This is a genomic window from Rhizobium sp. BK098 (assembly GCF_014193155.1).
In the GTDB taxonomy this organism is placed as follows: domain Bacteria; phylum Pseudomonadota; class Alphaproteobacteria; order Rhizobiales; family Rhizobiaceae; genus Rhizobium.
Genome location: NZ_JACHYY010000011.1, coordinates 91,911 through 117,894, shown reverse-complemented (window position 1 = coordinate 117,894; position 25,984 = coordinate 91,911). Strand labels below are relative to the sequence as shown.

Annotated in this window: 30 protein-coding genes; 22 read left to right on the top strand and 8 right to left on the bottom strand. The window is 59.7% G+C overall.

The genetic code is table 11. The annotated features are described in order from the left end of the window. Positions 1-56: 56 nt before the first annotated feature. From FHT73_RS24455 to FHT73_RS24440, 4 genes are all read left to right on the top strand, one after another. Entirely contained in the window at positions 57-317 is a 261-nt protein-coding gene (locus FHT73_RS24455; RefSeq protein WP_183715438.1) for a type II toxin-antitoxin system prevent-host-death family antitoxin, read from the top strand. Continuing rightward, entirely contained in the window at positions 307-726 is a 420-nt protein-coding gene (locus FHT73_RS24450) for a hypothetical protein (RefSeq protein ID WP_183715436.1), read from the top strand. The genes FHT73_RS24455 and FHT73_RS24450 overlap by 11 nt, the downstream gene beginning before the upstream one ends. A gap of 513 nt (positions 727-1,239) precedes the next feature. Then, positions 1,240-1,563 (top strand): DUF736 family protein, encoded by a 324-nt coding sequence (locus FHT73_RS24445; RefSeq protein WP_017958522.1) that lies wholly within the window; start codon positions 1,240-1,242, stop codon positions 1,561-1,563. Positions 1,564-1,620: 57 nt separating this feature from the next. Continuing rightward, entirely contained in the window at positions 1,621-1,953 is a 333-nt protein-coding gene (locus FHT73_RS24440; RefSeq protein ID WP_183715434.1) for a hypothetical protein, read from the top strand. A 58-nt stretch (positions 1,954-2,011) separates the two neighbouring features. Here FHT73_RS24440 and FHT73_RS24435 read toward each other — a convergent pair whose 3' ends face one another. After that, the gene (locus FHT73_RS24435; protein ID WP_183715432.1) at positions 2,012-2,290 is read right to left on the bottom strand and encodes an HU family DNA-binding protein; all 279 of its coding nucleotides are present in this window, start codon (positions 2,288-2,290) and stop codon (positions 2,012-2,014) included. 399 nt (positions 2,291-2,689) lie between these two features. Here FHT73_RS24435 and FHT73_RS24430 point away from each other — a divergent pair, with 399 nt between their 5' ends. Next, positions 2,690-2,848, top strand: coding sequence for a hypothetical protein (locus FHT73_RS24430; protein ID WP_183715430.1), 159 nt, complete (start codon positions 2,690-2,692; stop codon positions 2,846-2,848). A 93-nt stretch (positions 2,849-2,941) separates the two neighbouring features. Here FHT73_RS24430 and FHT73_RS24425 read toward each other — a convergent pair whose 3' ends face one another. Further along, on the bottom strand, positions 2,942-3,211 hold the full coding sequence (locus FHT73_RS24425) for a WGR domain-containing protein (RefSeq protein ID WP_183715428.1): 270 nt from the start codon (positions 3,209-3,211) through the stop codon (positions 2,942-2,944). 1,685 nt (positions 3,212-4,896) lie between these two features. Here FHT73_RS24425 and FHT73_RS24420 point away from each other — a divergent pair. From FHT73_RS24420 to FHT73_RS24345, 16 genes are all read left to right on the top strand, one after another. After that, positions 4,897-5,631: a hypothetical protein gene (locus FHT73_RS24420; RefSeq protein WP_348648157.1), complete on the top strand. Its 735-nt coding sequence runs from the start codon at positions 4,897-4,899 to the stop codon at positions 5,629-5,631. A gap of 11 nt (positions 5,632-5,642) precedes the next feature. Further along, on the top strand, positions 5,643-6,098 hold the full coding sequence (locus FHT73_RS24415) for a hypothetical protein (RefSeq protein ID WP_183715426.1): 456 nt from the start codon (positions 5,643-5,645) through the stop codon (positions 6,096-6,098). A 137-nt stretch (positions 6,099-6,235) separates the two neighbouring features. Continuing rightward, positions 6,236-7,372 (top strand): lytic transglycosylase domain-containing protein, encoded by a 1,137-nt coding sequence (locus tag FHT73_RS24410; protein ID WP_183715424.1) that lies wholly within the window; start codon positions 6,236-6,238, stop codon positions 7,370-7,372. Beyond that, positions 7,369-7,740, top strand: coding sequence for a TrbC/VirB2 family protein (locus FHT73_RS24405; protein WP_183715422.1), 372 nt, complete (start codon positions 7,369-7,371; stop codon positions 7,738-7,740). Before FHT73_RS24410 ends, FHT73_RS24405 begins: the two co-directional genes overlap by 4 nt. A 2-nt stretch (positions 7,741-7,742) precedes the next feature. Then, positions 7,743-8,069 carry a VirB3 family type IV secretion system protein gene (locus FHT73_RS24400; protein WP_064710298.1) on the top strand — a complete coding sequence of 109 codons (327 nt, stop codon included), beginning with the start codon at positions 7,743-7,745 and terminating at the stop codon, positions 8,067-8,069. Positions 8,070-8,072: 3 nt separating this feature from the next. Next, positions 8,073-10,592 (top strand): VirB4 family type IV secretion/conjugal transfer ATPase, encoded by a 2,520-nt coding sequence (locus tag FHT73_RS24395; RefSeq protein WP_183715420.1) that lies wholly within the window; start codon positions 8,073-8,075, stop codon positions 10,590-10,592. Continuing rightward, on the top strand, positions 10,570-11,739 hold the full coding sequence (locus FHT73_RS24390; RefSeq protein WP_183715418.1) for a lytic transglycosylase domain-containing protein: 1,170 nt from the start codon (positions 10,570-10,572) through the stop codon (positions 11,737-11,739). Before FHT73_RS24395 ends, FHT73_RS24390 begins: the two co-directional genes overlap by 23 nt. A gap of 20 nt (positions 11,740-11,759) precedes the next feature. After that, complete coding sequence (locus tag FHT73_RS24385) at positions 11,760-12,551, top strand: conjugal transfer protein (protein ID WP_183715416.1); 792 nt, start codon at positions 11,760-11,762, stop codon at positions 12,549-12,551. Beyond that, complete coding sequence (locus tag FHT73_RS24380; RefSeq protein ID WP_183715414.1) at positions 12,548-12,790, top strand: hypothetical protein; 243 nt, start codon at positions 12,548-12,550, stop codon at positions 12,788-12,790. The genes FHT73_RS24385 and FHT73_RS24380 overlap by 4 nt, the downstream gene beginning before the upstream one ends. Further along, positions 12,766-13,839: a type IV secretion system protein gene (locus FHT73_RS24375; RefSeq protein ID WP_183715412.1), complete on the top strand. Its 1,074-nt coding sequence runs from the start codon at positions 12,766-12,768 to the stop codon at positions 13,837-13,839. Before FHT73_RS24380 ends, FHT73_RS24375 begins: the two co-directional genes overlap by 25 nt. A 65-nt stretch (positions 13,840-13,904) precedes the next feature. Continuing rightward, positions 13,905-14,633 (top strand): type IV secretion system protein, encoded by a 729-nt coding sequence (locus tag FHT73_RS24370; protein WP_246699099.1) that lies wholly within the window; start codon positions 13,905-13,907, stop codon positions 14,631-14,633. Further along, positions 14,630-15,463 carry a TrbG/VirB9 family P-type conjugative transfer protein gene (locus tag FHT73_RS24365; protein ID WP_183715408.1) on the top strand — a complete coding sequence of 278 codons (834 nt, stop codon included), beginning with the start codon at positions 14,630-14,632 and terminating at the stop codon, positions 15,461-15,463. The genes FHT73_RS24370 and FHT73_RS24365 overlap by 4 nt, the downstream gene beginning before the upstream one ends. Positions 15,464-15,472: 9 nt before the next feature. Next, complete coding sequence (virB10, locus tag FHT73_RS24360) at positions 15,473-16,795, top strand: type IV secretion system protein VirB10 (protein WP_183715406.1); 1,323 nt, start codon at positions 15,473-15,475, stop codon at positions 16,793-16,795. Next, positions 16,792-17,841, top strand: a complete 1,050-nt coding sequence (gene virB11 / locus FHT73_RS24355; protein WP_183715404.1) for a P-type DNA transfer ATPase VirB11 — start codon at positions 16,792-16,794, stop codon at positions 17,839-17,841. The genes virB10 and virB11 overlap by 4 nt, the downstream gene beginning before the upstream one ends. Continuing rightward, a complete protein-coding gene (locus FHT73_RS24350; RefSeq protein ID WP_183715402.1) occupies positions 17,810-20,614 on the top strand; it encodes a type IV secretory system conjugative DNA transfer family protein in 2,805 nt (934 codons plus the stop codon). Before virB11 ends, FHT73_RS24350 begins: the two co-directional genes overlap by 32 nt. A 95-nt stretch (positions 20,615-20,709) precedes the next feature. Next, positions 20,710-21,051, top strand: a complete 342-nt coding sequence (locus tag FHT73_RS24345) for a hypothetical protein (protein WP_183715400.1) — start codon at positions 20,710-20,712, stop codon at positions 21,049-21,051. A gap of 67 nt (positions 21,052-21,118) precedes the next feature. On the opposite strand, the gene FHT73_RS24340 is transcribed toward FHT73_RS24345, so the two are convergent. After that, positions 21,119-22,462 carry a hypothetical protein gene (locus tag FHT73_RS24340; RefSeq protein ID WP_183715398.1) on the bottom strand — a complete coding sequence of 448 codons (1,344 nt, stop codon included), beginning with the start codon at positions 22,460-22,462 and terminating at the stop codon, positions 21,119-21,121. 9 nt (positions 22,463-22,471) lie between these two features. After that, the gene (locus tag FHT73_RS24335) at positions 22,472-22,765 is read right to left on the bottom strand and encodes a hypothetical protein (RefSeq protein ID WP_183715396.1); all 294 of its coding nucleotides are present in this window, start codon (positions 22,763-22,765) and stop codon (positions 22,472-22,474) included. 330 nt (positions 22,766-23,095) lie between these two features. On the opposite strand from FHT73_RS24335, the gene FHT73_RS24330 reads away from it, so the two are divergent. Further along, the gene (locus FHT73_RS24330; RefSeq protein WP_183715515.1) at positions 23,096-23,437 is read left to right on the top strand and encodes a helix-turn-helix transcriptional regulator; all 342 of its coding nucleotides are present in this window, start codon (positions 23,096-23,098) and stop codon (positions 23,435-23,437) included. 355 nt (positions 23,438-23,792) lie between these two features. Here the strand turns inward: FHT73_RS24330 and FHT73_RS29830 are convergent, their stop codons facing one another. Genes FHT73_RS29830 through FHT73_RS24305 form a run of 4 tightly spaced genes read right to left on the bottom strand, consistent with a single transcriptional unit; the run spans position 23,793 to position 25,976 of the window. Next, positions 23,793-24,377, bottom strand: a complete 585-nt coding sequence (locus FHT73_RS29830; protein WP_348648155.1) for a hypothetical protein — start codon at positions 24,375-24,377, stop codon at positions 23,793-23,795. Between the two features lie 35 nt (positions 24,378-24,412). Beyond that, entirely contained in the window at positions 24,413-24,724 is a 312-nt protein-coding gene (locus FHT73_RS24315; RefSeq protein ID WP_183715392.1) for a hypothetical protein, read from the bottom strand. Continuing rightward, complete coding sequence (locus tag FHT73_RS24310; RefSeq protein ID WP_183715390.1) at positions 24,721-25,347, bottom strand: thermonuclease family protein; 627 nt, start codon at positions 25,345-25,347, stop codon at positions 24,721-24,723. The genes FHT73_RS24315 and FHT73_RS24310 overlap by 4 nt, the downstream gene beginning before the upstream one ends. Further along, positions 25,344-25,976 carry a thermonuclease family protein gene (locus FHT73_RS24305; RefSeq protein ID WP_183715388.1) on the bottom strand — a complete coding sequence of 211 codons (633 nt, stop codon included), beginning with the start codon at positions 25,974-25,976 and terminating at the stop codon, positions 25,344-25,346. Before FHT73_RS24305 ends, FHT73_RS24310 begins: the two co-directional genes overlap by 4 nt. Positions 25,977-25,984 lie beyond the last annotated feature (8 nt).

Below are 25,984 nucleotides of genomic sequence, written 5' to 3'. Positions count from 1 at the left end.
AGATGGAAAACATGGAGAAATGTGTTATATGGAGAACCATACCGGAGGCTATAGCCATGAAGCAGTTCACGACAGGCGACTTGAACAAACAAATCGGCGATATCACCGACGCGGCGAGCCGCGAGCCGGTGATGCTCACCCGGCACAAGAAGCCGCGTTTCGTGCTGATGAGCTACGAGCACTATGAGCGCATGCGCACCGGCGGCAACCCCCGCCGTGCCTATGCTGTATCGGAGATGCCCGACGAGCATGCGGAACTGTTCGACGAGGCTCTTGATCGGCTGGCGCGCGGCGCAGGCTACGACGATGAGCCATGAATTCCGGCCCGGCGAGGTCATCTCCTATCCTTACCTCTGGGCCTGGCAGCAGCAGCGCGGCGAGACCGAGGGCCGCAAGCAGCGGCCGGTCTGCGTCGTCATTGCCATCCGAAGTGCCTCCGATGGAAACACGCATCTGGCGCTTCTCGCCATCACCACGCAGCCGCCGCAGACAGGCCGCATCGCTCTGGAGATCCCCGAAATCGAGCGCAAGCGTGCGGGCTTGAGCGATCTGAAGCAGTGCTGGATCATGGCCGACGAGTACAATTATGATATCGTCCAACGCTCCTGGTACATCGAGCCCGATCAGGACATCCTCGGCCGCTTCAGCAAATCCTTCATGGTGAAGATCGCCAGACTGTTTGCCGAGACGCGTGGTCGAACCGGCCGGGTCAACCGCCTCGATTGAGGCGGCAGGCTGGAGCGGTCATCATCCGGCCATCTCCGGCGGCTGGTCTCCTTTTCCTGACCATCACCGGCGCGGGAGCGACGCTCCGCAATCAAACCGCTGTTGTGATCTCACTTCACCCGAGGTGCAGTGGCGCCAGAGCGCATGGCATATCAGCTGCCACACCGACCGAAGCCTTCTATGATAGTGACGATGGGATTGGAACGGTGCTGATCGCTCGCGCCGTGTCCACCTGGTTGAAGGCCTGCATTCGTTGACCCGAACGCCCACCGACGCAAGCGACGAGCGCGGCACTCATCGGGTCAGCAAAGGTAGCCAAGGCGAGGTCTCCTGCCGACGTCGCAATCAAGGACCATTCCCGTTCTCTATGTCGCCTTTCTAAGGGACCGGCCGCGATCAGCGTCAACCCCGCAAGGGGGTTCCCCTTCGCTAAAGCTTCGGTGACGCCTGCGGCGCGGCCCCTTCTTCGGGCGCCATCGGGAATGGTCCCGATGCAACGAAGGAGACAATCCCATGGCTACCACGATCGCAACCCTCACCGAAAAGACCGACGGCACTCTCGAAGGCGTCTTCGCCACCATCCGGGTCAACGCTCCGATCGCCCTCGTCCCGAACGCCAGCAAGGCGAGCGAAGAAGCCCCGGACTACCGCATCATCCACCGCAAGACCGGCTTTGAGATCGGCGCAGGCTGGAACCGCATCTCCCGCCAGACCGGCGAGGAATACATCTCCACGAAGATCGAAGCGCCAGAGATCGGCGTGATTTTCGGAAACGTCGCCCCGGCACCCGGCGGCGAACCCGGCAAGAAGGTCATCCTCTGGAACAGCCCGGCCTGAACCGGATCGCCGGCCCCGAAATCGAGGCCGGCATCCCCTCATTTCAAGGAGTTGGCCATGAGCCGCTACACGATTACTGTCACCCGAACCGCATCCCGCCACTCCGACCCGGATGCCATAATCGGCTACGTCCGCCCGCTTCAGACGTTCTTTCTTCAGGCGTTTCCGGACGCCGAAAGCGAGGACCTGGAACCTTGGCTGGGCACGGACTTCCGGGAGTACGAAACACTGTCGCAACTGAGGACCACGGCGATCGCACGCGGTTTCGACTTCATACCCTTGGCATCCGGCATTCTTCACAAGCTGCTGGACGATCATGCCCGCGAAGCGCATCACGTGGTCAGCGACACGATTATCCAGGACCTTCTTGAGCGGACATTCACCCGCTGATGCAAACCCGGAACGAAAATAGCCCGGCACGGGCTATTTTTTTGCTTGGTCAGCAAGATTACTTGTTCAGCGCATCCTTCAGTGCCTTTGCCGGCGTGAACGCCAGCTTCTTGGCCGCGGCGACCTTGATCGTCGCGCCCGTCGCAGGATTGCGAGCTTCGCGCTCCGGTGTCGCTTTCACCTTGAACTTGCCGAAGCCGGGCAGCGACGTCTCATTGCCGGCAACCGCAGCTTCGGTAATCGAGGCGATCACCGCCTCGACGATGGCTTTTCCCTGAACCTTTGTGAGGCCATGCTCGCTTGCGATCTTCTCGGCAATTTCGTTTGTCGTGGTCATCTTCGTCTCCGCATCGTTTCAGATGCAGAATCCCTGCCATTACCGCCCCGAGCTGTCATCGACGCGCTGCGGAAAATGGCGCGGAAAGCCCCGGATCTCCACAGTTATTCACGTGGTCAGGTGTCAGATAACCCGAAGACGGGCATCGAGGCCGCCCTCGCGTTCGGGTGCGATACGGAGAGGTAATGTCTGCTCAGTCCGTCCGAGGATGCCATGGCGCCATGCCGGCCTCAAGGACGAGCGGTTCCCCCAATTTTGCCTCCGCTCCGGTTCCCTGCGCTCCGACAAAATCGGCACCCCCACTCGCCGCCGCTGGCGGTCGCGTCCGCGATCCTTGACGCCGCCACGCCCCCATGTCCGCGCGCGTCGTCTTTCACAAACGTCAAGGAGACGACGACGATGCTTTTGGAACAACACATTGAAGAGCTGCGGGCCGAATTGCGAAATGCCGTGTACCCCGGCGAACGCCGCGAGATCGAACTCGAACTGGCCCGCGCCGAGCTCGAGGTGATCATGGCCGAACAGGAGGGTTCAATCGACGCCGAGCCGCCCTTCTGAGGCGGCGTTCGCCATATCGCCTGGCCTGTCGCGTCGGATCAGCCGGCGCTTCAAGCCGGAAGCTACGCTTCGCCGGCCTCCTTCCGCCATCGCTCAGGAAATCGCCCCTCGCGAGAAATTCGCTCTCGGACCGTAGCCGCGCCGCCGTTTCTGACGCAGGAGTTGGAGGAAGAGCCCGACCGCTTCCTCTTCCTTCTTAAAATGATGGATTAGTCTTTGGCCCCTGGCACCAATGCGGCCCCATCGGCGGATGAGGCAAGCTTCGCCGAACAGGTTGGGCTCGATCGACATGGCATAGTAGCGGGCCATGTTCTTGCTGGCGTCCGTGCGTTCGACATAGAGCTGGTAGGGTTGCGCGATCATGAAATACAGAATCGGACAGGCGTGACTTTGCGTCCAACGACATATTTGAATCGGTCCCCGTCGATTGATTCACGGCGATGATGGGTTTGTTGCGTAGTACGGGCGAGCCGCCTCCGGCGGACGGTGCTATTCGCTGTTGCTCACCGAACCCCTTTCGGGTTTCGTCCCATTCGGGTGACGCCCGCTCTCGCGGCTATTGCACTGGCGGCGCCACGTTTCGGCGTCGTCTACTATTGACGTGCCCGCGAGAGACGGCCAAGCCCGTCTCTTGCCATCTTCCATTCGCTTGATCGGTTGCTGGCATCGAGCCTGCTCGCGGGCTTGAGGGGAGAGACTAGCCGCCTCTCCCCTCAAGCACCCCTCTCCCTGCGGAGCGGGTAAAGTCCCGCCCGGCCTTTCGGGCCGGTAAGCGGACGCTGCCGCGACTTCCCCAAACAATACGGAGGAAAAGGCCAGACTGCGCTACACCCTCATATTTCGGGTATCCGCTCCGTCCGCCTTTTCCTCCTTTGGTGGCTCGCCATCTTATCGCTTGCAGCCATCGATGTCCGATCCCTGCGGTCCGAACATCCCGGCTGGTCGCGATGACGGCTCGCTTCAGTATTCCACCAAAGACGGCCAACCGAAGTGCTGTTCCTGCGACGCGGATCGTCGCTGTGACACCTCCGATCGCCGTTGCATCGTCTGAAGACTCGCAACAGCATTGGCGCCTCGGGCACGGCGGTTGGCCGTCTTTGGTGGAATGGCAGGATAGGCTATTGGTATACCAAATAGCCGTTTCGCCCGAAGGGCGATCGCCTCAAAGGCGAAAGAGGGTTTCCCGACCTTTCAATTCTCAAACGAAACAAGGCCATGAGCGAGAGACATCGAGCTGCTAGGAGGGGGCTGGGGAGCCGGCTCTTTGGCGCAAGAGCCTCCGGCTGTCGTGAAATGCAGTAGCATCTTGGAGGTCAAGCGCTTGCGCTAATCAGCGAATGGGCGGTCGCGCCGATAGGTGGTTCGCCGATTGGACGGGATTGCGAATGTGCAAACAGGCGAAGCCGCGTAAACGTGAATAGGTGCGTCACCGTTTGGGCCTATCGGTACGTCGGCGAATGAGTGAAGCGGCGATTGGGCTATCCGGTGAAACGGCATATCAGCGAAATAGCAAATCCGTGAAATGGGGCGACACCGATCGGGCGAATGGGAGGCCAGCCGATTCAGTTAATCCGTGAATCGGTGATTGGGCGGATCGCTGAATCGGTGGTTGCGCGGGCGCGCGATTGGGCCACTCAGCGAACAGCTTACTCTTCGAATAGGCATTTGAGCGATCCGACGCATCGGCGAATGAGGGGTTCACCCGTTTGGCGAAACGGTGAAAGTGCGTCCAGACGGTCTGCTTCTTCGGACAAACACTCAATTGGCAAAGTCGCAATCGTGGTTGCTGCGGTTTTCGCAACAACCAAGACCGCGACAACAAGACCTCGGCGATGCCTCTATCGCAACCGATCATGCACTCACCTACGACGGAGCTTAGACATAGGCTTTTTCCCGCTTGAGCAAGCGATCTGCTGCTGATAAAATTATACCAGAGTATAAGTTAGTCATTTGATCTAAGCTGCGCGCCAGGCGGTATTCCGTTTTTTCGAAAATGGGGTTTGACACTGATACACAATCGATCCCTCCTGACGAAGGAATGGTACAAGGTGCCATTCTCAGCGGACTGCCCTGGCTGTGGCGCACAGACGCGGTCTGCCGCTGTCGTGGTTGGCCCTTCGAGCCTGGTGGGGGACGCAGGATCGACGTCGGGAAGCGACGTACTGGCGAAGCCCAACAGACGACTTGATGCGTTCGCATTCGTTGAGGCGCTGGGCGGTCAGACCGAACATGTCGAACGATCCGTCGTCAACCGCTTCCACAGCACCTTCAGCTTCCTGAATGGCAGGCTGACGTCGATTTGCGAACACTGCGCAGAAAACCTTCCACCTGCGGCAATTCGCTCCGCCGTGATGAACGGCTTTGTTCGGCTTGGCCAAAAGCGCCTTCTGGTGAACGAGCGCTTGATGCTTTTTGCCTCCGACGTGGTGCTGACGGAATTTCGCCGAGACACCTCGATAGAGGAAAGCGCTCTGCGCGATCCGGATTATGCCCTCCTGCTCGTTTGCGACACGGAAAGCGCAAACGGTGAAACCGGTATGATCGAGCTTTGGCACAGCATCGCGCGTGACGACTACGCGATCGTGATCAAGGGCCACGATGGCCGGGAGATGTTGCGGGACGCGTTCAACAGTGACTTTAAGGACGTCGTGACAACCATTTCCGATCTCGGACTGGTGCTGACCCAGCTTCACATCGCTCAGGCATCGTCGCCCTATTGCGCTCTCGCCCGCGATCTTTTCCTCGAAGCCCTCGAACATGCCGGTTACCGGCAGGCAAGCTAGAAAGCGATACTATGCGTTTTTTCACGAAGCTCTTCGGATCTCTGGCAGCAATGACGGCATTGGCAGGATGTGGTCACCAGGTTGAGCGGCCGCAACCACGGCCGCCGGCGCCGTTTGCGTATCTCAGCCTCACAGCTTGCAGAGCTTATCGCGACAACATCGTCGAGTGCCAGCTGGAGTATGGCACCGAAGTCGGGCGCCAGCGTCTTGGCCCCGTTCAGGAGAGGAGCCTGACGATTGCCGGCGACGGCGAGCGCTACCAGATCCTGTCCTGCTATCCAGTGGCGAGGATAAAGAGGGAATTGCCCAATTTCGTGTGCCGAATCTCTTCCGGGAGCTCGGGCGCTGAAGCCGCTTCGATACTGGTGAAGGGCGGAACCGCGGTCCGTCTTGCTCGCATTTTGGGAGACCGCGGACAGCTTCATTATCGCTGGATCCCGGATAGATGGTCACGGCTAAACGACTGAATCCCTTGAGGAAGCTCCCGTCATCAGGCATCGCGGCGTCGCATTAATTATACTCCAGTTAAACTTTAGGGTTGATTTCCAAGGCTGAATGCGGTTCAAAATCTTATACCGCAGTATAATTTAGCATTGGTTCAGTCATGGATAGCGTCCCGCTCTCGCCTATGAACAGACCGCACAAGATATCCTCGCGGAGCGTGCTTTGGCTCGCTGGAACGTCGGCTTTTCTCCTCACAGGTTTCGCCTCCGGCCCAGATGACAGCAGCGGTTACATCGTCGCAGGACAGTTGACGCAGGTCGGACACGCTGCCAGCCGGATGGAGCTGAAGGCTGACGAGGTGGCGGCCATGCCGCCAAATCCGAAGACCTCCGCCGCTGCTTCGACGCTCGATATCCCAACGATCGATTCTGCCAGCTTCAACGATCGATTTAGCGGCCCGGTCACTGATGCGCTTCGAATCAGCGCTCGCCCGTCGGAGTTCATCGGAGGGTTTAGTGACAATGTGGGGCGATCAGAATCAGCGGCTGAGAGCAGGAATGACCGTCGGGAACGCGGTGTGCATTCGCTGGTCAGCGTCTACTCGTTTGAGCAGGCGACAGCCGTCCCCGAGCTTTCCGAGCCGGCAACCGCACCTTATATCAATGCGGCACGAACGCAGGCCCGACCGGATCTTTTATCTGGCGTCCCCACGGACTATGCCAGCCTTGCATTGAAGGTCGCCGGTGAGGAGGAGGTTGATCCGAACTGGGTGCTTTCTGTGATGCGGGCCGAAAATGCCGCGTTCGATCCAGACCTGGTGAGTTCCGCCGGCGCCATCGGATTGATGCAAGTCATGCCACGGATCGGCGAAGCCTTCGGTGCGACCGATCTGACCGATCCCCAACAGAGCATCCGCGCCGGTACCCGATTCCTTCGTGTCCTGATCGCCAAGTATAGAAACCCTGTGCTGGTCGCGGCTGCTTATAATGCGGGCGAGCCCAACGTGGACCTTCGCCATTCCCTACCATTGATCCGCGAGACCGCCGACTATGTCACGCGTGTCGTCGGATACTACACCGGCACAACGGCCAATCCGAGCATCCCACGAGCCGACTCGCCGTCAGAGTTCGTGCCCAGTTCCAAGCGCCGTACCGGGCCTGCCGAACGGGCCAAATCCCCCATGCTTGTTTTCTCAGCTGCAACACCGTCCCCACCAGAGGTCCGTCCTCAGCGTGATGAGGCGCGGAAGGATACCCGCGGGCCGGTCAAAATTGTCAAGGAAGAGGTGTCTCAATGAATCCCATCACGTTGGCAGTCCAGACAGCCGTTCTCTATGGCAGCGTTGCCTGGTCCTCAATGGCCCGAAGGAAATGGGTCGGTAATGCCGCGATCGTGCTTGCGGCGAGCCTGATCCTGCTCGTCAGCCAGTACGAGCCTGCGGCGGCGCAGAACCTCGATGCGCTGCAAAACGCCGCTGACCGGCTCGTGCAGTTTTTTACCGGCCCGTTCGGCCGATCCGTAGGAGCGATCGCCTTTATCGGCATGTTTCTCGCAGCAGCCTTCGGCTACTGGTCCTGGGGAGCCCTGCTTCGGGTTGGGGGAAGCCTTGCCGGCATGTTTGCCGCAGCCGAGCTCGTCGACTTCCTCGCTGGCAGCGGATCTTGATCATGGCGGGAGCAGGCAACACCGCCGATGGTGGCGACGAATATATCGAATCCCATCCGGTTATATTGGCTCTGACGCGGCCGCCGACGGTGATGGGAATTCCGTACACTTACTTCCTGGCGGAATGCTTTGTGTCGCTAATGGTGTTCATGATCCTGGGATCCATCCTGTGGTTCCCGGTCTCCTTCGTGGTCCTTCACAGCATTCTCTACGTGCTCACCGTCAAGCTCGATCTCTGGTTCTTCGAGATCGTCGGGCGCCTCAGCATGTGTGGTGTCAATCCTCTTGGCCGGAAGCTCGGTGGCGGCGTCAGAACCTACGGGGTGTAAGCGATGAACACGATGGCGAGATCGCTGAAAGGCAATCTGTCGAAGGGCTGGGAGATCTTTGCGGACCGCAATGTGGCGACGCATGTTCCTTTCTACGTCCCGATCGAAAACGGCATCATCCGCCTAAAGAACGACTGCCTCGTCTCGACCCTAAAGCTCACCGGCTTTTCTTTCGAGACGGCCGATATCGAAACGATCAATATGCTGCAGCGGCAGCGCAACGCCGCCTTCCGTGCGATCTCCTCCATCGGCAGCTTCGCACTCTATACCCATGTGATCAGACGCAAGGTTGCGCCGTCGTTGCCGTCGGCATTCGCCGATCCCTTTATGGATCGTCTCGATCACGTCTATCAGTCGAGCATCTCGAAGAACGAGATGTTCGTGAACGACACTTATGTTTCGCTGGTCGTGCGCCCCATGTTCCGCAAGGGATCCGCGCTCTCCCGCCTCATGGGGGCCGGCGGCACGATCGTACGGAAGGAACAGTTCCGCGCGATGCGTGACAAGCTGGTCGAGGCAACGCGGGCGCTCGAGAAATCGCTTGCCGTTTATGGCCCGAAGGTCCTGCGCGACGTGCAACGCGTACAGGTCGACGTCGGCGACAACAGGACGATCTTCCGCGACGTGCTGGAAGACATGGTCGTCGAGGAGACCGCACGCAAAGCCTGGTTCTCCGAACAATGTGAGTTCTTCTATACACTGCTGAACGGCGGACGCGTCCGGCCGATCCGTCTTGGGAACATCCCGATCGACGAGATGATGCCGGCCCGCAGGACATCGATTGGCAACCGCATCATCCACCTGCAGGGCGACATACCGGATGATGACCGCTACGCGGCGATGGTCTCCTTGAAGGAGTATCCGCCGGAGACCGGCGCCGGCATGCTTGACTATATTCTCAAGCTGCCATTCGAGCTGGTGCTGACCCAGTCGATGTCCTTTGTCGACGATATGGCGGCGCGCAGCCGGATCGAACGGCTGGACCGGCAGATGTCGAAGGCCGACGAAGGCGGATCGAGTGTCCAGGCCAACCTCGATATTGCCCGGGACGAACTAGCCCGCAAGCGGGTCGCCTTCACGGAACATCATCTCACTGTGATGCCGGTCGCCAAAACCACCGCCCAGCTTGACGACGCGGTGGCTCTGATCGGCAACGAACTTGGCGCGCTCGGCGCCTCCTATGTCCGCGAAGACCTGAATGCGGAGCCGGCCTACTGGGCGCAACTGCCGGGCAATCAGGCCTATATCGCCCGGCGTGCCCTGATCTCCACGCTGAACTGCGCCGGCTTGAGCAGCTTTCACGCCTATCCCTATGGCAAACCTGACGGGAACCACTGGGGGCCGGCGATCACGATCTTCGAGACGACGTCAGGCACGCCCTTCTTCTTCAATTTCCACCAGGGCGACGTAGGGCACACGACCGTCTTCGGCCCGACCGGGTCCGGCAAGACCGTCATCATGGCCTTCCTGATCCTGCAGGCCTATCGCGTCAGTCCACGACTGAAGACGATCGTCTTCGACAAGGATCGCGGCCTTGACATCATGGTACGTGCAGCGGGCGGAACCTACATGTCGCTGGAGCCCGGCCAGCCGTCGGGATGGAATCCACTATTGCTGGACGACACCGAGGAGAACCGCGTTTTCCTCTATGGGCTCCTGAGCTTCATGCTGAAGCCTTCCAAGGAAGGCGAAAGCCTGACGCCGCAGGAAGAGGCGATCATCCGTAACGCGATCAAGTCCGTCCTCAAGACGAAGGACCGGTCATATCGCCGTCTTTCGTCGCTGAGGGCACTTCTCGCCGGTAGCGAGCGAACGGAAGGCAGCCTAATTGCCCGGCTCGACAAATGGGTCGACAAGGGGCCGTACGCTTGGCTCTTCGACAACGCGGCCGACGATCTCGATATCTCGCGACCGATGATCGGCTTCGACATGACGTCGATCCTTGATGATCCGACGGTGCGTACCGCAGCGCTTCTCTACATGTTCCATCGGCTGGACGCGATCTACGACGGTAAGGCGCCGATCATCAACTTGATGGACGAAGCCTGGAAGCTGCTCGACGACGACGAGTTCAAGCGCACCATGAAGGACTATTTCAAGACTATCCGAAAAAGGAATGGTCTCGTCATCTTCGGGACACAATCGGCCGACGACGTTGTTCGTTCGACCGTCAGCCGCACGATCATCGAACAGACGTCGACCAATATCTTCTTTGCCAATCCGAAGGCCGACGAGAACTCCTACATGGAGCATTTCGGCCTATCGCGGGCTGAGTTTGATTGGGTGAAGAACGGCGATCCGAGCTCGCGTTTCATGCTGATCAAGCAGGCTAGGAGCAGCGTGATCGCACGCGTGGACATGTCCCACATGCCGGAGTTCATCAAGGTGCTGTCCGGCCGCGAGGAGACGGTGCGCGAGGTCGAGCTGCTGCTCGACGAGTATGGCGACGATCCAAAGAACTGGCTCTCGAAATTCTGCGACTGGAATGGGGTGACGGTCGATGAAGAACGCAAAGCACCTTGAGGGAGCCGCGGCCGGCGTCTTGGCCTTGGCTCTCGTCTTTCCCATCGGCACGAGCCATGCCCAGGTGCCGGTCATCGACAACGCCCGCCAGAAGATCCAGCAGGCCACCCTGAACTGGTATCAGTCCTATCAGGCCGATACCCGGAAGGTTAAAGGCGCCTCGGGCGGTACGACCGATAGTGTCGCGCCCGGTGAGGGCTCTGGCGCGCCGGCCGATTGCTCCGCCGATGGCATGGCGCGAGACACCACGCCCGCTGCGCCATCGTCTCGCACGCCAAGCCAGCAGGAAGTTGCCAGCATGGTCCAACAGGAGGCAATCCGGCAGGGCGTCGATCCGAACTTCGCGATGGCGATCGCCGAGCAGGAATCCCGCTTCCGCCAATCGGCGCGCTCGGCGGTCGGCGCGACCGGCGTCATGCAGCTGATGCCCGGCACCGCAGCACAACTTGGCGTCAACCCCTACGACACGCGCGACAATATTCGCGGCGGCGTCAAATACATCAAGCAACTTCAGGGCATGTTCGGAGACCGCTATGACCTGATCGCCGCCGGCTATAATGCCGGTCCGTATCGCCAGTCGCTGCAGAACGGTCAGATCCCCAATATCCCCGAGACACAAGACTACGTCAAAAAGGTCTCCGCCTATTATGCCCGTAACAAGGCCCAGAACGGTGATAACACCCCGGAGGGGACAGCCGAGCCGGAAACCGCGAGCTACGCAAGCGGCTGCGGTGAGCAGCTGAAGAAGGCGGTCGACCGAAACACTCAAGCGCAGATCGAACGCGGTTCGGTCTGGAACGAGTTGCTCGGAAAGTCGATCGCTGCGAACCAGCAGTATCTGCAGCGCCTTCAGTCTGGCCTGCAATCCTCGTCGGCAAACCTGCGCGGCAGTGGTGGAGGAAATTCCAGGGATCACGACGGGTCGCTAGTGATGGCCGAGATCCGGTGCCCGACCAACATCATCGACACAGGTGGCACACGGTGCTTCGCTGTTCCGCAGAACGCCACGACCGAACAGATCCAGCGCTGGCTGTCTGATCTGGAGGACGAGGCGCGGGCAAATGGCGCGGTTGCGACCTTCACGGCGTTGCAGGATCCGGCGCTCGGCCTGGTCACGGTCGTCGATTCCAGGCCGACGTCAAATTGAGAACGAGAGAGGTTAGGCACATGAAGACAGCACTGATCGCAGTGACCCTCGCCATTGTTTCCGTCCCTCAGGCTTATGCGCAAGTCCCGGTCAAGGACTCGGAAAACATCTCGATCAGCGAGGACATCAAGCGCCTGTCGTCCGAGATCCAGCAGGACACCTCGGTCGTCAAGGACAACACCACGAAAACTCTGCAGGCGATCACTGGCGATCGAACGCAGGATGCGAGCCAATTCGCCAAGCTCGCGACCGGCAATGGCTTCACCATGGGACAGGCACCGGATTTCGGCACGGTGCTGTCGAGCAACGCGGCCGTGTTCGGAGGAATCGGCGGTCAGTTTCAAAATACCGCGGCCAAGCTGATCAACGGCCTCAACCTGGTGAAGATGGTGGTCGATACCGTTAAGGGCGGTGAGCTCTCGGGCGCCAATCAGGCCTATTCGCAGGGCATCAACGCGCTGACGACGTTGACTGCGCTGACCGACGCGATGAACAGCGCCACCAAGGACCGGCAGAATTCCTTCATGCAGGCCACCCAGCAGATCGGAACCGCGAAGGACCTGAAGGGAGCTCTGGAGCAAAACACCCAGATGGTGCTTCAGGGCAATCAGACCGCCAATGAAGCAGTCGGCTCACTCAACAACCAGGTTATGCTGCTCAACCAGCAATATAAAGCGGCCCTCGCAACGTCATCGCAGAACCTCAAAACCTTCGCGCCTCTACCCGACAGCGTCATGCGTGACGGTGGGACGCAGCCGCAAGGCACCTCCGTTCGGGATCAGCTGAAGGCATTCGAGGACCAGAACCAGTGAAGGCGGTTCTCGTGCTGATAGTCAGCCTCGCGGCCCTTGCCGGTTGCGCCGGGAAGCACGAACAGCTGGCGAAATGCTCGGCTGACGAAAATCCGGTCCCGGCTCTCGGCTTGGTATCCGAGCCCACGACCACCACCGCTGAGGATGCGCTCGCGGATGCCCTCAAGGACGATTGCGGCCCGATGCGACCGGTCAATAATTTTCAGGAAGAGACATGGATCCCGTCAGCTACGCGATAAACTTCTATGGCGATGCGCTTCGATATTTCGACAAGATCAACGAGGCGTCGCTGGAGCGGGCCTGGGGGCTGTTTGCCGAAAACAGAAACCTCGTTTCAGGCATCCTGGCGATCTTCCTGATCCTTTATTTCCTCTGGGGCGCCCTCGGACTATCCAGCGTTTCCCTTCAGGACATGGCGATCACCGCCTTCAAGATCACGCTCGCCTATACGCTCATCATGTCGTGGGCACTCTTCTACGACAATATCGGCCAGTTCGTGCTATCGGCGCCGCAGGATCTCGGCTCGGCCATATCCTCGGCGATGGGCGGTCAATCGGCCGGTGCGGACATCGCCCAACAAGTCGCCTCGATGGCGCGCAAGGTCTACGATTTTGCCATGCAGCTCTTCAATTCCTACGAGTCCGGCTGGCTGCCGAATGTCACCGGCGCTGTCGTCGTCTTCATCGTGCTGGTCTTCGGCCTCCTGCCGATGCTGCTGATCCTCACCGGTGTCACGCTGTTTGCCAAGATGATCACCGCCGTCATGCTGGCGATCGGTCCGATCGCAATTCTCTGCTATTTCTTCGGCATCACCCGCTTCGTCTTTGATGCCTGGGTGAGGGGTGTCGCCTACGGCATGTTCATGCTGCTCTTCACCTACATCATGGCTGGCCTCTCGTTCGGGTTCCTGATCGGCATGATGGACACGATCAACGGCGACATGGCGACCAAGGAAAATGCGTTGGCGATCGTCCTCGCCATGGTGCTCTATTTGGCGCTGATCTCCTATTTCATCTTCCAGGTGCCGGATTTTGCGCGGACCTTCGCCTACGGCGCGGCCTTCTCCGGCGTCCCGGGAGGAGGTGGCGTCGACACCGCCTACAATACCGCCCGCAGGCGCCTATCCTCCAGCAATTCCCGTGCTGGACAGGCTGCGGCCATAGCGCTCGGCACGCTAGCAGGTCCCCGAGGCGCCGTCACCGCTGCGGCGCTTGCAGGCCGCGGCAGTATCGCGGGCGCCGGCGCTCTCGGCCGCATGCTCACCAATCGCCGTCGCAACAGCGAATGACGCATCGGCTGCGAGGATAACGTTCACATTTTACCTATTGCGACTTCGAGGTTTGAGATTTGGTATTGTTCAAAAGGCAATTGAAGCCGGCGCCGGCCGATCGTGTCCCCGGCCCGCAAGACATCTACGATCAACACCTCTCATGGGGGGAGAAGAACCGGTCCCTGCGGACCCTGATCGGTCTCATCCTGCTGGTCTTTGCGGTGGCGGGCTGGATCGTCGCCGGCGTGCTGTCTTTCTCCGTCGCACAGCTCTTCCCGCTCGTGCGAACCGAGGTCGTGCCGCTGATCGTCGACAAGAACACCGGCTACATGGAAACGGTGACGACGCTCGATAAGGACCGATCGAACGTTTCGGAGATCCAGGCCGTCCGAGCCTCGTTTGTGGGTAATTATGTCATCCGCCGCGAGACCTACGATCCCCGCTACCTCTCGGAAAACTTCGACATGATCGCCCTTTGGTCGGACCCGGATTCGCCGGCTTTTAAAGACTACTCGGAAATGATGAACCCTTCCAATCCGAGAGGTCCGGTCAAGACCATGGGAACCACGGGCGAGATCCGGCCGGAAATCCTGTCCGTCAATCCGCTCAACGCAACGACCATGGCGGTGCGCTTCGAGACCAGGGAGCGCCGGCGCGGCGGCGACGTCGTCAATCGCTGGTCGGCGACGGTCCGCTACCGCCAGATCAATCTCCCAGCCAGCAACAGGGTCCGGCTTTACAATCCCCTTGGCTTCGTCGTGACCGAATATGTCAAGGTTCCCGAGACCATGCCGTCGGGGCTCGTCCCATGAGGCGAGCGTGCGTCGGAATAACGCTGTCACTGCTGCTGGCGGCTTCTTCGGTTCATGCGGAATTGATCGCCCGGCCTGGCCGGCTCGATCCGCGGGTTCGGACGTTGCCCTATTCGGCCGAACAGGTCTTCGTCGTCACCGGAACTTACGGCATGGTGACGACCATCCTCTTCGGTGCGGACGAAGAGGTCACCCAGGTGGTCGCGGGTGACACGGTTTCCTGGCAGATCCTGACATCGGCCGACCGCCGCTCACTCACCCTGAAGCCAATGGAAAAGGACGCACCGACGAACCTCTCTGTGGTGACGACGAAGCGGACCTACTCGTTCGACCTCGAGGTCAACGACAGCAAGTCGATCCAGAACCAGACCTTCAAGCTGCGGTTCATTTATCCGGAAGATGCCGGCCTCAAGGGCACGGCCGAGCTTTGGAAACAAGCCCAGGATGCCGAACGCAATCCCAACATCAAGAACATCCGTCGCGACAAGGTCAATTACGACTATGGCTTCAAGGGTAGCGATGCCGCGAAGCCCTTGTGGGTGTTTGATGACGGCTTGAAGACCTTCATGAAGTTCACCGGCGACCTGCCGGCGATCTTCATCGTCGATGCCAAACGGCGAGAGAGCCTCGTCAATTATCGCCGTGAGGCCGACTACATCGTTATCGACACGGTCTCGCGGCAGTGGACGCTTCGTTTTGGCACCGAGAACGAGACCTGCCTGTTCAATCTGAGGACCGCTCCAGCCGATGTGCTGGCGCCGATCGAGGGTGCCGTGGCGCCGAAGCGCCTTGGCTCGGCTGGTGCCAGCTCACCATCAAAATCTCGATAGGGAGGCACGATGTCTGATCCGAACTATCATTCGATCGAGACCGATACCGCGATTGGCGGTCAGGTGAGGCGCTCCGGGGTCGGGCTGATGCGGCCGGTCGCCGTGGTGGTGGCAATCGCCGGCGTTGGCGTGGTCCTCTATTTCCTTCTCTCCGGCGGCGAGCGGGAACCGGCGATCGACAATACGCCGCATGAAGAGTTCCGCCCGGTGCAAGCGCCTAGAAACGAAGGCTTCAATCCGCCAGCGCCGCCGCCCTTGCCGACGGTGCAGGTGCCGGAGGCGCCACCCCCTCCGCCACCCCCGCCGCCGGCGCCGGCCCAGATAACGCCTCCGGTCGATGTCGATTGCACGAGAGGCAAAAATCCTGACGATCCTAAGTGCATCGAGCTCGCCCGGCAGGCAAAACTGCTTGAGCGTGTGCGCTCCACTGCTGTCGTCTTCGATCAGTCGGAACGCGCAGGCGGGGCCGCAAGCGCTTCGCCCGACGCCACGGGAGCCGGATTGTTCGGCGCGAACGGCTCGACAAGCACGCCCGCCGGCGGAGCCTCGGATGCGGGCGGTGCTGTCGATGGCGATCGCGCCTTCCTGAAGGCCATGGGAGGGCAGGGGGTACAGGTGTCGGTTGCCGCCGAGAACCGCCGTATTGATGCCTGGATCCCACAGGGTACGATGATCCGCGGCACGTTGGAGACGGCGATCAATTCGGATCTCGCCGGTATGGTGAAAGCGATCGTTCGGGAGGATGTCTACTCCTTCGACGGCCGCCGGGTCCTCATTCCTGCCGGCTCCTCACTGATCGGCGATTATAAATCCGGTGTCGAACGCGGGCAGGAGCGCCTGTTCATCGTGTGGACGCGCATGATCCGTGGCGACGGTGTTTCTGTCCAGCTTGGCTCTTACGGCACGGATCGTCTCGGCCGCTCCGGCATGACAGGTGTCGTCGACCGGAAATACTGGGAGCGATTCGGGCCACCGGCGCTGATGACGATGATCGGCGGGGTCACCCAATACATTGCTCAACTCGGTCAGAAACAGGATCGAAATATCACGGTGGTCAACACGGACGGAAGCGTGACCAGCATTCCGCAGAATAACGGAACCACCTCGCAGGATCGGGCGCGCGAGATTGCTGCGGAGACGATCGCGTCGGGTATTCAACAGCTCGCAAGCGAGGCTTTCCAGGACAGCCGCAACATCCGCCCGACGATCCACATCGCTCAAGGGTCCGACATCACCGTATTTGTTACTCGTGACCTCGATTTCTCGGATCTTTATCCGGACCCGGTGCGCGAGGCGTTCGAACGCCTGCGTCGAAAGAAGGTGGGCAAATGAACGCGCACCCGTCGATCTCCGCCGAGCAGCACTTTCTTTTCGAGGCGCTTGAACCCATCAGGCCCTTCCTCGACGATCCCACCGTGGTCGAGATCTCTTGCCAGCGCAGCAACGAAATCTGGCTCGAGCGGATCGGCCAGCTCAGCATGATCAGGCAACAGATCGATGGGCTTGATCAGGAGGCGATCCGCCATATGGCGTCCCGCGCTGCCTCGTTCACAAAGCAGACCATCAATGCTGAGAATCCGCTGCTTTCGGCAACGCTCACCAACGGCGAGCGCGTCCAGTTCGTGCTCAATCCGACCTCCGCCACCGGACACGCGTTTTCGATCCGCAAGCAGTTTATCCGGCGCTTCGATCTCGACGATTATGAGAAAGCGGGCGCTTTCCGCTTCACCAAGGTAACAGGAGACGACTATATCGACGATGTCGATATCGAGTTGTCGCGCCTGCTGCGTATTGGGAAAGCGCGTGCGTTTCTGGAGCTCGCGGCCGCCAATCATCGCAGCATGTTGATCTCCGGCGGCACCTCCACCGGCAAAACGACATTTCTCAATACGATGCTCACGGCGATCCCAAACCATGAGCGTTTCATCCTCATGCAGGATACGGCCGAACTCGAGCCGCGCCAGGAAAACGTCGTCTCGTTGCTGGTCTCGAAGGGCGCCCAGGGCGAGGCTAGGGTCACGATGACAGACCTTTTGGCTTCCGCACTGCGGCTCAGGCCAGACCGGATCTTCATGGGCGAGCTACGCGGCGACGAGGCTTTCGATTTCCTGAATGCGATCAACACCGGTCATCCGGGCTCGATGTCGACCATCCACGCAAACTCCCCACATCATGCCTTTAATCGACTGTCGACGCTGGTGCTCAACAGCAATGTCCGCATGGAGCGCGACGATATCATCCGCTACATCCGCTCGATCATCCCGATCGTGGTCCAGTTGAAGAAGAGCGATGCCGCCGGCGGCCGCGGTGTCAGCGAGATCTATTTTGCAGACGAGGTAGACGAAGATGGCAAACGTATCCACGGACGCAGAGGCTGAACGTCCGAAGTGGACGAAGTTTCAGGAGGTCTCGGCCTTCACATTCCCGGTCGCCGTTCTCGGCGCCGTGATGATATGGTTGCTGTTCTTCACGCTAATCTACGACGCCTATGTCACATCCTTCGGATCGACATCCTATTACGATTATGTTGCCCAGGCACCCGGTCTCGACAGTATTGCCTACACATGGTCGGTTATCCGCGCGCGAAACACTGTCGGGCTCTCGATCCTGGCTCTGGTCCTGGCCTCGCCGTTTCTGTTTTTCCTGCTGAGCCTCTGGATGTTGAAAGGCGGCAGGGCCCTGTCGCGCAAAATCCTCTACCTGCTGCATGTGAGGTCGATGTTCACCCTGATTGCCCATACGGCGCTGATCTTTGCTGGCGCCTATGCCGGCGTCATTGTTTACGGAATCGTCTTTTATCTCGTTGCAAGCAAGGCCGGTGGGTTCGCCGGAGTAGCGGACTATTTTGACGCTCATCTTGCGGCGATGTATCAGGCGCCCTTTGGTTACACCGACGCGTCTGGTAGCTTTCAGCGGCCCTCGCGACAGACTGTGTTCGCCGCTCTCGCCGGTCTGGCGGGTGCTGGAGCCCTGGTTGGGTTTCCAATCGGGGCGGCGATCCAGAAACGCCAGCGCATGATCATGGGCAAGGCGCGATTGGCGACCTTGAAGGATGCCGCCGATTTTCGGCTGCGCGACAAGCACGGTATCGTCCTCGGCCTCAAGCAGGGCCTTCTTCTGCGCAACGACGGCGACCAGCATGTGATGGTCATCGGCTCGCCGGGACAGGGCAAGTCGCGCGGCTTTGTCATTCCGACGATGATAAGTTTCAAGGGATCGCAGATGGTCCTCGATATGAGCGGTGAGCTGTTCGAGGAGACGTCGGGTTATCTCAAAGACCAGGGCTACGAGATTTTCCTGCTGGCGCCGGGATCGAAATTTACCGACGCCTATAATCCTCTCGACCTCATCAGCGCCGACCCGAACCAGCGCATCACCGACCTGCAGAAGCTGACACAGATGCTGTTGCCAGAGCGTCTGCGCTCCGATTCCTCCGACTTCTGGGAAGAGAGCGCCAGGATATTGCTGACGGCCATGCTTGGCTTCGTGCTCGAATGCCCGGACACCCGAAAATCGCTGAGCGAGCTCTACCGCATCCTCAATTCGATGTCGGACGAGCGCAAGGCGATCATCCAGCTCCTGGAGAACTACGAGACCGTTCTTTCCGATCAGACCCGCATGCAGCTGACCAAGTTCGCGGGCCGGCATGAAAAGCTGGGCGAGGGGATCGCGGCAGAGATCGTCGCAAAGCTCAATTTTCTGCAGAACCCCTTGGTCGAAGCGCTGACCTCCATCACCACGATCCCGATCGACACGATCAGAAAGCGGAAACTGGTGATCTTCGTTCAGGCCGACTGGAATGCGATGCAGATCTACGAACGGCTGATTTCGATGTTCATCCAACAAATGGCCGACAAGCTCGTGCAGATGGGACCGTTGCGGAACGGCGAGCACGAAGTGCTGATGATGCTCGACGAGTTCGGCAATGGCGGGCGCATAGACACCGTTCTGACGCTTGCGCCATTGATCCGCAAGAACGGTGTGCGTTTCGTCTTTATCCTGCAGGACGGTGCGCAGCTCGAACGATTGTATCAGCGGTCCGGGCAAAAGATCCTGATGGGCGCGTCCACGATCAAGCTGTTCATGAACTTCCAGAACCAGGAGGACGCGGCCGCCGTCTCGGCCGCAGCCGGCAGGACGACGGAATGGGTCGAGCAGTCCTCTTACTCCCATCGCCATGGTCGCAGGCAGCGTTCGATCTCGAAGGTGCCGGTGTCAGTCGACCTGCTTCCCGTCAACACATTGATGATGATGAAACCGGAGGAGGCGGTGCTCCAGGTCACCGGCATGCCGCTCATGCGCATTATGAAACTCGATTCCGGCGGCGAGCGGATGTTCTCGAAGGTGCGGAAGTTCAGGCCGGTGACCAAACCATGCATACAGCCGGTCGAATGGACGATTGCCGACAGCGAAGCCCTCATGCCCGGCGCGCCGCAGCTTGGAACCGCGTCACCACGGAGAAAGGAGAACAACTCGCCGGCCTCTGGGATGGAGATCGATTTGGCCGTCGTCAACCGGCCACAGCAGCCACAGAGCATTCGCTTCATCGTCAAGGACGGCGTGCGTCACGTCTATATTTCGTCGCTTGATGAGCTTCGTCAGCGTCTGGACCTCGACGAAATGCGCGAGGCTGGACGGACGGAAGAAGAACTTCGAGATGACGAGAAGACACCGGCGCAGAAAAAGCAATCTTCTCCGAGAGGCGGTCGCCAAGGGGATGGGGACGCGACGCGCGCTTCCGGCCCCGTCCAGATTGACGACGTCGATATCGAGATAGATCAGGCAAAGTTGGACCGCAGTGTCTATCCGGGCTCTCCGCGCGGACCTCGGAATCGAGCGCCACGCGCTTCGCATTTTCAGGAGGAGACTGAAAATCTCCCGGCGTCAGCCATCCTGCGGCGCCAGGACGTCCGTGGCGCTTTCGGTTCGGACATCAAGGCCTTGAACGACGCAATCTTTGAGCAGGCGGACGCCGGCTCGTTTGATCCAATGGAGCTGAACGCAGACGTCGAGCTCTTGATCGGAACCCTCTCTGAGCGCCTGACCGAGGATAGCTCAAAAGCGTTTCTGCGCGAATTTGCCGATCGTGCCCGCGATCCGCTGCACGAAGAGGGGCCGCAAGACGACGACGCCGAAGACCGGTTTATGTAGGCGAAAAGCATGCGCCAAAAAACGGCTTTCCGCTTTACCACGCCGGAGCGGTATTTGCCGGTTTTAGTCAGAGCCGACAAAAGGAGGAAAATTCCGTGGGCGAAATCAGATACCTCGCAACTCGAGATCTCTTTAAAGACGATGTTGTCGAGCGGATTGTTGCGGCAGCCAGAGCTAACGCTGGCCTCTGGCTGATGGTCAAGGAGCGTGCAGTGGAAAAGCGCGCTATTAAGGCCGAACTCGAACGCCGGGGAGCGGATGCAAATGACCTGGACCGGCTGTTTCCCACGCACTTGACGCCGACGATTGCCGAACTCGCGGAAGAGCTGGTGTCCACCATGTTTGGGAACTGCCCGCCGGAGATCGGATCTCGTGCTCAGCTCGCTCTGCTCAAGGCAGCCGAATCCGAGCTTGATGGCGGCTCGGCACAGGCATAGCAGAAGGCGAACCCCGCCGCCCAACCATCTCCTACGCCGATCATCGACCAACAGTTGCGCCGCAGTTTCAGCCGCCCAGTTTATCGATGACCCACGCCTGCAGCCGGCGCCCGGTGCGCTCGGAATTCGCTTCGGTAAGATCCTCTGGAAAAATCCCGAAGATCGGCCCAAGGTACTTCATTCGCGGGATCGTTTTTTCCTTGGCGTGCCGATATTCCTCGGTCTCCATCCCGAGGGCCTCGACGAGCAGTCTGCGCGGTGGCTGATCTCTATAGGCAATCTCCAATACAAAGTCTGGCCTGCAAAGGCCGATGGGTGTTTCCATGGCGAAGAGGGGCTTGATAATGGAGATCCGCAGTTCTGGAGCAGCATCGAAGAGCGATTGCTGAAGCCAGAAAAGCAGATGGGAAACGTCACGCTCAAATCCGGACTCGACGGGGAAGAGCGTATCGCCGTTATAGACCGGCTGGGCGTAGGCTTGCACAGCCCGAACCGGGCCTTCATCGTCCTCCTGAAAATCCACGTTCAGCAGCGTCAGGAACGGTCCTCGGCTTGCCGGGTCCCCCCGAAGCGGCTGGCGCACCTTGGAGAGGATATCGATTGTCCGCGAGGTGGATGCCGGCATGATGGCCTGTGTGGAAACACTGGTCGAAAACAACAGCATGAAGCCGGTTCGGCGAAGTCCCTCGGGCCAGTCGCCGCGCGAGGTCGCAAGCAGTTGCTGCCAGCGGCTCTCCGGATTCCAATAGTCGGGTCCCCAAGTCGATAGAAGCGCGTTCAGCGTCCAGATCCTGAGCACCCTCAGCTCACGGGAAGCGGAACGCAGCCGTGACAACTGATTGGCAAGCGTGAAATCAACGTCATCCTGCAGCGGCGGGATCACGTTCGTACCCGCCCTATCGAGCATCCGCCATAGCACGCCACCCAGTCTGGAAGGTCGGTCATTTCGTTCGCTCGAGCGGGAGGGATCATCCCCTGAGACATCGGCCAGGCGATTAGGAATGGCAGGAAGGGCATCAATGTACGAACGCTTGGACCTGGGCAGGGGTCGAAGATGGTAGCCGCGGTCAATGAGGGCGGGACTGGCGTCCTTGTCGACGTGGAACGGACAGGCGAGGGCGTGGTTTGGTCGCTCCTCATGCCGGCCGGGCGCATTGTCCTTCGGCGTCAGCCGCCGCAGCGTGAACGTGCGTTCCTGTTGGATTGGGGCAAGCAGTGGCTGATGCTGTGCCTCTAGGCAATCACATTCGATCCAGCCATTCATCACCTTGACGCGGCGGACTATCGCAAGCGCGATCGCTTCATCCTCTTTGGTGGCTGCATTCCCGTACCAGGCGCGCAAAGCGATAGCTTCGCGTTCATCCAGCTCTCCTAGTGGGTGGGTCGGGCTGTTGCGAACCACGATACGCATGATGCGCCATTAATACCCGATCGACCAAAGGCTGAAGCCGAGATATCCGACGCACGCGGAGCAAGCGAGAGCAAAGGTCGTTTCCGCCCAACCGCGAATGCCCCGAAAGCTGCTTCTCGCCGACCGAGCACCTTCAATAGCGACCGAAAGGAAGATGTAGGTCGGGATGACCATCGCATAGCCCAAGGTCATGCTGTCTCGAAAAGCGATCCGAGCGGCGACGAATGCGAGCGCCAGGAATAGGATCGCCATTCCTAGTCGCCGCGGGTCGATCCGATAGCCAAACCGTTCGAGCGATCCCATCGTGTTCTCCATTCATAGGAAACAGATCAAAAATTTAACCGCAGTTAAAGTTTGGAGCAATCGGAGATAGGTCTACAAGGAGAATAATTGTCCACTTCGAGAGGCTTCGGGGGCCGCTTGCACAGGTTGCCCGCTGCGGTGTATTGAAGTCGCACACGAAGATGAGAACGTTAACGCTTAACTTTTTTGGTCTCTGGACAGCCTGATGCATCGGATGAGCGGTAGAACTTTGAAACATCCCCGTGACCGTCGGCGCGCTCATGCGCCTGGCTGTCTGCCCGTATGGGTCGGGAGCGCGTTGATGAGAACTCCGCGCGAGGGTGTCGTTCGATGTCGCGGTTGAAGAACGATGGCGCCGACCAAGTTTCGAATGCAATCGACCTGACGTCTCTCTCTTTCCAGGAACGGCTCGCCATCGGTCTGATGCGGTTGAAGGCTCAACGGCGGTTGACGAACAAGGATCTCGCCGACCAACTTGGCGTGTCGGAAGCGTACATGTCGCAAGTCACCCGCGGCATGCGGGATGTCAAGCTGTCGACCCTCGACAAGATGCAGCGCGAGTGGAATGTCACGATTGAGGATTTGTTCAAAATCTCGGAAAGTGATCTTGCTCGGATCGCCGCGTGGCGAGCCCGTCGAAGGAAAAAGAAAACAACCGCCGATCCGACGTAAGTTCTTCCAGTGACACTGGTTCGACGCGGATTAATGGTTCAGGTTGAACCAGAACCTCTGCTTCACGCCTTGTTTGTTAGGGATATCGAAGTAATAGGGGTCTGCACGACGCGGCCGCGGCGTCGCGATCTGCTGGATGCAGCTATCGCCGCGATCGCCGAAGCTCCTTCGTATCACGACACGGCTCTGGTTGCCGTCGGAAGCGCGCTGACCGGGAGTTCGGCAAATATCAACAGTTCTGATGCACTGGTCAGGCTCACTGCTCCAACCATTGCCAGTCTGCGAACTGCTGCCAGCCGTGGTGCCTGACGGGCAATCTTCGTAGGTTTCGCGTCCCGGCTTGCCGGCATTGGCTTCATGGCAAATAGGCCACGAAAATCCCGGCTCCTTCATCGCCGCGATGAGCTTTGTCATGGGCGGAACGCAGTAGGGAACCCCGTGCCAGGACGGATTCTGTGACGCGGCGCAAAGCAGAACCTGGCATCCCCAGGACGCTTCGTCGGCCCTTACGGGCGTTCCCGATGGCGCGAATGCCGATCCGGCCATGATTGCAGCCAACATCAGTCCCTGTCTCATTGTCCGCTCCTTCGAGGTATTCATTGGATTTGCCTCCAGGCGCCCTCAATTTTAGCAAAGGAGAGCACACCGGTTGGCTTGCTCCGGCAAATGATCCTGCCGTCGTTGTGATAATGCCTGAGCAGGTCACACCCGGCACGGCCTGACGCGGTTTGCATTCCGAAATGCGCATTGACCGCCCGGATTGCGCAAGCGCAGCGCTTACCTCCTCGTCACTTGGGACGTCAGCGTTCGTCTTTTGTGACACTTCATCTTTCAGCCGCGCGACCTCGTGTTCCAGATCAGTCTCGCGATCGCTCCGGATGACTTCGTCGATCGCATAGCCGCCAGTCGTGCCGACGAGGAAGGCGATGGCGGCTGCCAAGACCGCGCCTCCGGAAGGCTTGTTTAGCGCCATGCTTAGTATCCCTCGATCCCGAGCCGTTTCAGGACGGCAGCCGGATTGGCTTCGCAGTCTTTCTTCCAATCGGGATGCTTGGCGCAGGCATAGGCGTACTGACTGAGATCGGCTGACGAGAGATCGGCAAGCCTGTTGCCGACAGCTTTCCACCGTTGCACATCGGCAGGATCGCAACCAGCACCTCCGGCTCCGCAAACGTCTGGATCACGCTGGTCTATCTGCTTCTGGGTAGCGCCGTCCTGCGCGGTCGCTATCGAAACGGATCCGGTCATCAATATGAGCGCTACAACGGCTGCAACAATGCGGCTCATTTAACCTCCATGCACGTCGTTAGAGTGGGTGATCTGGCGGGGACAACGGGTAAAGGCAGGGGCAAGCCGCTGTCAGCTTCCGGTGAAGAACCCCCGACCTTCTCTCCATTTGCCGTTGACGCCGTATAGAGCCAGGGAGGAAGGAGATCTGGCGATGACCAGACGCCGTACCCAAGGCCGCGCGCCTTCCTTTCGATATCGAAATAAGCGGGAACCTGAGGTTCGCCGCGGTAATTAAACGCATAGCCGATGCCTTCTGCGATCGCCGTGGCGGCGAGGTTTGTCTCTCCGACAAAGCAATGGGCAAGGATCACACCGTTGGCATCGCGAGCAATCGGTGCGCAGTTGACGTCCTGCCCAAGTGTTCGGAGGATCATCCAGGCCCGGGAGACCTGGCCCGCCGGCCAGTCGACGCCATCGCTGGTGGCCGTTTGCTCGAGACGAGGGGCTTCGTATCCCGCCAGCCGCACGGTCTGCGCGCTCTTCCGGAATTCAAAGGTGGTCGCGTCGACGACCTGGACTTTTCCATAAATCTGACGCGGGATGTCAGCTGGCCGGATTTGTGCGCTCGGGGCCGTCACTGTCATCGTCAAAAATATGGTCGACAGCGAAACAAGTCTCATCGTTGTGCACTCCCTTGGCCGGCAAGGATTGCGACGGGATGCGGCATGTCCGAATAGGCCCACAGTCCGGCGCGTGCCGATCGTGCACTTTCTTCCGCCACCCTGTAGCCGGGAACGATCAAATGGCCGGCGGTGTCGACGGCGGCGAATCCCCACCCCTCGGCGATCATGTAAGTTGCGAGATCATAGCGCCGTTCGCCTGTTGTCGTTTGGCAGCCGACCACGGCATTGTTCTGATCGATGTCCCTGATGGTTGTGCAGACGGGATTCGTATCTCTTATCAACGCCTGGACCATGATCAGGTTAAGCTCTCCGCAATCCCTGACAACACCGGGAGAAATTGTGACGGGTGTCCCGCGGAGACACGCTTGCAGGCCATAGAGACGATATCGCCGCCCGCCGGAAATCCAGGTGTCGCCGGTTTCGAACTGCGCCCGTTCTGGAAAAGGCGCGAATTCGGTTCCATCGCTTTCGTGGTTATCTACGGCGGCCGTTTTGCTCCCAGTCGCCTGGACCAGTATAATCGGAGCTTGGAGGCGCGGAGGTTCTGGGATGTTCGAGCCGGCGAGCATGGGCATGATCGACATGCCTGCAAAAAGGCCGGAGGCTGCTAGCGTGGTTATCAACATCAGGAACC